Source organism: Chryseobacterium sp. HNCC26DJ238, assembly GCF_057180465.1.
In genome coordinates, this window is record NZ_JBXUGI010000003.1 from 317,491 (window position 1) to 324,707 (window position 7,217).

General features: G+C 35.8%; 4 protein-coding genes. All 4 read right to left on the bottom strand.

The window, feature by feature from the left end; all coding sequences use genetic code 11:
- Nucleotides 1-105: 105 nt before the first annotated feature.
- The 4 genes from priA to AC2A07_RS04500 all read right to left on the bottom strand — a co-directional run bounded on the left by priA (nt 106) and on the right by AC2A07_RS04500 (nt 6,604).
- Entirely contained in the window at nt 106-2,553 is a 2,448-nt protein-coding gene (priA, locus tag AC2A07_RS04485) for a replication restart helicase PriA (RefSeq protein ID WP_484049392.1), read from the bottom strand.
- Nucleotides 2,554-2,797: 244 nt separating this feature from the next.
- Nucleotides 2,798-3,706, bottom strand: a complete 909-nt coding sequence (locus AC2A07_RS04490; RefSeq protein ID WP_484049393.1) for an AEC family transporter — start codon at nt 3,704-3,706, stop codon at nt 2,798-2,800.
- A gap of 24 nt (nt 3,707-3,730) precedes the next feature.
- Nucleotides 3,731-6,226, bottom strand: coding sequence for a beta-mannosidase (locus tag AC2A07_RS04495; RefSeq protein WP_484049394.1), 2,496 nt, complete (start codon nt 6,224-6,226; stop codon nt 3,731-3,733).
- Nucleotides 6,227-6,604 (bottom strand): GxxExxY protein, encoded by a 378-nt coding sequence (locus AC2A07_RS04500; RefSeq protein ID WP_484049395.1) that lies wholly within the window; start codon nt 6,602-6,604, stop codon nt 6,227-6,229.
- Nucleotides 6,605-7,217: the final 613 nt, after the last annotated feature.

The following is a 7,217-nucleotide window of genomic DNA, read 5'->3' on the forward strand; positions in this document are numbered from 1 at the left end:
CTTCTCTGAAATCCAAACACATAATAAACGTTCAAATGTAGATATTATTGTCATACAGTAGTGTATGAAGCGCTACTAAAAGCGCTTAAAGTTTGTTAAAAATTGTTAAAAATCCACAAAAACATCTTTTTTAATGCTTTGATAAGCAGTGATTTCATCGAATTCTTTCAAACTTAGCAATACCAGGCTCTTAAATTTTTCATAATTCCTGCCTCTTGGAAGCTTTAACATGATCTGGAACTGATACAGATTGTTAAGTCTTGCGATCTGAGCTCTTTCCGGACCTAAAATACAGTCCTCCGGAAGATATTTCCTTAAAATTGAACCTAAAAACTGAGAGGCACGGTTGACCTTGTCATCTCTACGATGTTTAAGCTCAATCATGATCAGTTTGGTAAACGGCGGATAATGAAATTTCTGTCTCTCTGTAAGTAAATATTTATAAATCTTTGCCACATTATTCATTTTGATCAACTGGAAGACCGAATGATCCGGATTATAGGTCTGAATCAAAATTTTTCCGTTTCCTGACACTCTTCCTGCTCTTCCGGAAACCTGCGTAATCAACTGGTAAGCACGCTCTTCTGCCCTGAAATCCTGAACATACAGCATAGAGTCAGCCTTAGGGATGGCCACCAGCTCAATATGATCAAAATCAAGACCTTTGGAAATCATCTGAGTTCCCACGATAATATCCGTTTCACGGTCTTCAATTTTCTCATACAACTTTTCGTAGGCAAATTTCTTCCGCATAGAATCTACATCCATCCGGTCGACTTCATTTTCAGGAAAAATCTTTGAGACCTCTTCATGGATCTGCTCAACCCCCACTCCTCTTTCGTTCAGATTTTCAGAATGACATTTCGGACAGGCTTTAGGTTTGGAAGCACGCTGACCGCAATAATGGCATTTCATCTCATTGGCTGCCTTGTGATAAGTCATTACAACATCACAGTTTGAACAGTAATTTACATATCCGCAGGTTTCACATTCGATCACATTGGCATAACCACGGCGGTTGTGCAGAATCATAGCCTGGTTTTTTTCGTTTAAAGTCTTTTTGATTTCATCAATTAAATGCAGGGAAAAATTGCCTGACACCTTTTTTGAATCCTGTGCTTCCTTAAAATTGATCAGTTCAAATTCGGGCAGCCTTACATTTCCAAACCTTTCGTTGATGAAAATATAATGTAATTTTTCTTTTCGTGCCAGATAATAACTTTCCACAGAAGGGGTTGCCGAACCCAAAATTACTCTTGCATCATAAAAACCGGCCAAAACCAATGCTGCATCCCGTGCATTGAAAAAAGGCGATACCTCCCGGGGTTTATAGGCAGAATCGTGCTCTTCATCCACGATAATCAGTCCTATATTATCAAACGGCAGAAAAAGAGCATTTCTTGTGGCAATAAGTATTTTAACATCATCATTCCTGATCCTCCTCCAAACCTCAACTTTTTCAAAATCAGTCAGCTTCTGATGGTAAAAACCAAGCTGACGTCCGTATTTTTTTTCTAATCGCTGTGTAATCTGTTTGGTCAGTGAAATTTCAGGAAGCAAAAACAAAACATTCTTTCCCTCATTCACACATTCTTCTATCTTCTCAAGATAAAGATGTGTTTTCCCTGATGATGTCACTCCGTGAATCAAAACATTTCTTTTTTCATCAAAAGCTTCATCAATCTCTGTTTTTGCCTCTTTCTGTGCTTCTGAAAGTTCTTCTATCTCTTCAATTTCGCCTTCATAACTTTCAATCCTGTCTTTCTGAAGGTAATATTCTTCTATCAGGTTTTTATCTGCCAACGCTTTAATGTGCGAGCTCCCGAAATATCCGTCTTCAAACAGTTCAGATTTCTTAATTGGCAAGTCAGGATTTTCCGTCTGTTTTTCAATAATATTCAGGAAAAGTTCTTTTTGTTTTTTAGCTCTGTTTAACTGTAACAGGATTTCGGTAAGGTTATGATTTTTTAAAACCTCATCTTTCACTTTAACGTAAGCCACCTCTTTCGCCTTGTATTTCTCAGCTACTTTTTCATCAATCTCAATGTATTGCAGATCAATCAGCGAATTGATGGTCTTAATGATTTCCTTTTTCGGGATAAAGGCTTCAATATCCGTTAAATTGATCAACTGACGAACTTCCAGTGCCTGAATGAGATACATCTCATTGACATCAAGATTTTCAAATTCAACCGTAGCATTGGGTTTAAGCTTTAGATAAGTTTCACTTTCCAGTTTCAGAGAAGAAGGAAAAGCAAAACGGTATATCTCACCCAAATTGCAGAGATAATACTCTGAAAGCCAGTTCCAGAATTTGATCTGCTGAGACGGCACAATCGGATAATCATCTAAAATACTGATCACTTCTTTTGCCACGAAATTTTCAGGCGCCTCGTCATGCAGTTCAAAAACAATCCCGGTATATATTTTTTTTCCACCAAACGGTACGAGCACCCGCATTCCGTTTTCAATTTTGGATTCGATTTCTTCAGGAATCTTATAGGTAAAAGATCCTTTTAGATTTAACGGTAAAATAATCTGGGCGTACTGCAAGGGGAAAATTAAAATGTAAAATTAAATTTTTCTGAAGAGAACTGCAATTTTTTATGCCTATGAAATCAATTTAGATAAGGCAGCTCAACTTCAGATGACCGGACAGACCCTGCCAGCTTTTGGAATGTTGAAGGGATTTGGATTTATCAGTAAAAATCAATTCTATATCTAAACTAAATCGCTGTAATAGTCAACCCTGCCAGCGTTTAGAACGCTGGCAGGGTTTGGTTTTCTCGAAACAGGTTTAAAAGAAAAATTCTATAATCTGATACCAGATTGCTGTAGTAAAAAATCCTGTGATAATACTGAAACCTATGGTAAGATTGGTTAGTTTTGTATTGAGCCTGAACTGTTCAGCGATAATACTGGAAGTCACTACCGTCGGCATCGCTGATTGGAATATCGTAATTTTTGCTACATCACTTGTGATTCCAAATAGAAACACCAATCCAAGACTAATCGCCGGAGCTAAGATCAATTTATAGAACATGGACATCGACATCTGGGGAATGAGTTTCTTCCAGCCGTTGAATTTCAGCTGTAATCCCACAGAAAATAACGCAAGAGGGCTTAAAGTAGCCGCTAATTTGTCAAAAAGAGGTTCTGCGAAAGTAAAATCAATGAATGGCGACAAAGTCAAAGCTGCAATACATCCCAAAAGAGGCGGAAAAGTAACCAATCTCTTAAAAATAAACCGGGCACTCACTGTTCCTGACTTATTCCCACCCCTTATTGCGATGATAATTCCCAATGTTGACAGTGAGAAAAACATAGTCTGATCGCAGATAATGGCGATACTTAACAGACTTTCGCCGTAGAATGCACTGATCAAAGGAAAACCGATGAACGATGTATTGCTGTAACCGCTTACCAGCTCTAAGGTACTTCTTGATCTTCCGGAATATCCTTTAAAGGCACTATACCACTTCATAAAAAAGAAGGCGCAGACTGCAGTCAGAAAAGTTGCCAAAACAGGAAACATCATTTCCGGAGACCATTGTACTTTAGGTAAATATTTAAATGAAACTGCAGGTAATGCAAGATAGAGAATCCATGTATTGATGCCTTTGTGAGCATCAGGATGGATGGATTTTGTTCCTTTGAGGATCATTCCCGCAAGAATGCAAACACCGATCAAAACAAAATTTACCATGATTCTGAAAAATAATCTGCAAATTTAAGGTTTATTATGTTCATTCATCGTGTCCCACAAGGTCATTACTTCTATTTTTTTCAGAGGTTTTGAAAGTGTAATTCTTTTAGCCGTTTCCGGAAGCAGATCAAAAAAGTTATCGCTAAAGTGGGTGTCCCCCATTAAATAAACATTTTTAGCCAGAACATCGGTAGAGATTTCGATTTCTGTTGCTGAAATTTTCCTGACTTTAACGTTTGGTTTTGTGAGTTTTAAATCCTTAGGTTTTGAGAAGAAATAATTGCTCTCTGCAATGACTTTTTCATCTCGTCCTCTTAAAATTAAATTTAAAAATAATCCGTCTTTATCTAAATCACCAACTAATTCGGCGATTGATGATGAGTCAAATTTTACAGTTTCATCTAATGTTTGCTTTTGAACGGAAACTGCTGTAAGAATATTCTCACCTTTGAAATCATTCAATTCCATTTCCAATTTTACATCTGCAAACTTCTCCAGACCATCATTAATTCCATAAAAATTCAAAACCCCGTCTTTTTCTTCCGCTACAATCAGCTGTTGCTCAAAACTTCTCCTGACCTGATAATGCAGGGCTTTCCAGTTCCCCAAATAATCAATCGATGACCAGGAAATCACGGGCCAGCAATCGTTGAGCTGCCAATATAATGTTCCCATGTTATATGGTTTTGCACGCCGGTGTGCTTCAATGGCAATCTGCATTCCGCGCGCCTGAAGCAACTGGGAAACGTAATTGTATTTCACAAAATCTGTTGGAACGACATAATCCCTCATCATGTATTCATTAATAATATGAAAACCTCTCGCATTTTTTTCATGCGCTTTGATGGTTGGATTATCTAAATTAAAATCAGCTTGTTCTGAAAACATTGATTTAACCGCCTCTAAACCTGGCATTCCCTGAAAGCCATATTCGGAAGCAAATCTCGGAACTTTTTCATTGTAAATTTCAAACGGAAATTCGCCCCACCAAACGCCCCAGTAATGAGAATCGCCTTCGGTAAGACTTTCTTTATGACCCCAGCCAATAGACGGTGATGTCGGCCAGTAAATGTTCTTTTCTGATGTTAAATTTTCCTTCAAAGCATTTGGAATGACCTCGTGAAAAACCTTTTTGTAATCTTTCCACACCTGGAGAGAATCATCTTTAGAATATTTGAACTGCTTCTGATATCCCCAGTTGACGATGGCTTCATCTATCTCATTATTTCCGCACCACAAGGCGATAGACGGATGATTTTGTAAACGGTTAACCTGATCTTTGACCTCTTCTTTTATATTATTTACAAAACCCTCATCTGATGGATAGAAACTTCCGGCAAACATAAAATCCTGCCATACAAGAATCCCGTTTTCATCACAGGCTTTATAAAACTCATCATCTTCATAGATTCCGCCGCCCCAGATACGGATCATATTCATGTGGGCATTTTTACAGTCTTTAATAAGCTGCCTATATTTTTCTCCTTTTATTCTCGGGGTAAAACTATCAGATGGAATCCAGTTGGTTCCTTTGGCGTACATCGGTTTTCCATTGACCTTAAAATAGAATGATTTTCCTTTTTCATCTTTATCCTGGATCAATTCTATGGTTCTGAGACCAATTCTTTGAGATGCATCATTTAAAATTTTCGATTCTTTTTTCAGCGAAATTTTTAAATCATATAATTTGGGCTCACCCCATCCGTTCGGCTGCCAAAGTTTTGGATTTAAGATTTGATAAGGAATTAAAATATTATTTAAACCCTGTTTTAAAGAAATAGCATGCGTTTCATTATTGATTAAAAAACTGTATTTTCCAGCTTGTTCGGTAAAAATTTCTGCATGAATAATAAGTTCTGCTTTTTGTCTGGTCAAACTTTTCTGCTCTGTTTTTACATTTTCAATCTTTGCCTGATTCCAGAAATTCAGTTTTACATCTTTCCAGATTCCTGCAGTAACCAATCTTGGTCCCCAATCCCAACCGAACTGATATTGCGCTTTTCTCACAAAACTTCTTGGTGATTCCGGCATGGTAAACGGAACTTTTTTTGCTAAATCTTTTCCTACATTGACAGAAGATTTAAACTTTATCTGCAGCAGATTTTTTCCTGTCTTCAAATAATTTTTTACCGGAATTTTCCATGTTCTGAACATATTGTCAGTCTTCCTCAGCAGTTCTCCATTTAAATAAATCTCTGAAAACGTATCCAATCCATGAAAAACCAAATCTGCATTTTGATTTTGCAATTCTTTAGTTGAAATTGTAAAAACCGTCTGATAGTCCCAATCTTCATTTTCAACCCACTGTACTTTTTTCTCATTTTCATCTTTGTAAGGGTCAGGAATGAGCTGATGATCCATCAAATCCAAATGAACCGTCCCCGGCACTGAGGCGGTCAGCCATTTTTGTTCTTTTGAATTTTTGAACTGCCATTTTTCTGAAGATAAATTCCGCTCAGAAAATTGTGCGCTGATGAATGTCTGAATGAAAAATAAGGCAAAAAGTATCGTTTTTTTCATTTAAAGTTTATTTACAATTCTGTGAATACCATCTATTATTAAAGGTGTATTAAAGTTAATGAGAAGCCCAAGTTTAATGCTGGTTAATTTTAAATATGTCAAAACCTGCGAATAAAAAATGGGATGAATTTCTAAAACAGATTTTACTTCAATAATTATTTTATCTTCTACAATTAAATCAATTCTGTAAGCATTTTCAATGAGTTCATCTTTATATTTTAAAGAGAGCAATAACTGTCTTTTAACCTTAAAACCAAGTTTTCTCAACTCATAAGCTAAAGCAATTTCGTAAGCGTTTTCTAATAATCCAACTCCTAATGTTTTGCGAACTTCTAAAGCAGCACCTATTATTTTATAAGATAATTCGTTTTCTGTCATTTGTGTTTGTGTTTTTTTTCTGTGTTGTTATTAAACGAAGAGATTATCTTTCTTTATGCAGCATAAAATTAAACTTCGTGTATTTATTGGTTCTATTATTTAACGCAAAGATTATCATTCATCACTCATAGTTTAAGAGGCAAAGTTTAGCAAACAAGTTGCTTAAGCTTGAAAATACATGCACTTTATTAAATTGTTTATTGATCTATTCTTTGCTTCCTAAACTTAATTGTATTCATAAGCTTAGACGATTTGTTCGTCATTCTTTGCTCCTTAAAATAAGCGGTTGAAACAAAACTTTGCGTTAAAATTTTTATTTATGTTATTTTAAAACATAACTATATTTTCACGCTTAGACGACTTGTTCGTCATTCTTTGCCCCTTAAAATAAGCGGTTTTAAAACAAAACTTTGCGTTAAAATTTTTTTTATGTTACAAATTCATTATCAATCTTTGCTCCTTAAATTTAAAATAAAACTTCGTGTATATTGTCTTCTTTTATTTAACGCAAAGATTATCATTCATCATCCATAATTTAAGAGGCAAAGTGTAGCAAACAAGTTGCTTAAGCTTGAAAACACATGCGCTTTATAAAATTGTTTATTGATTTATT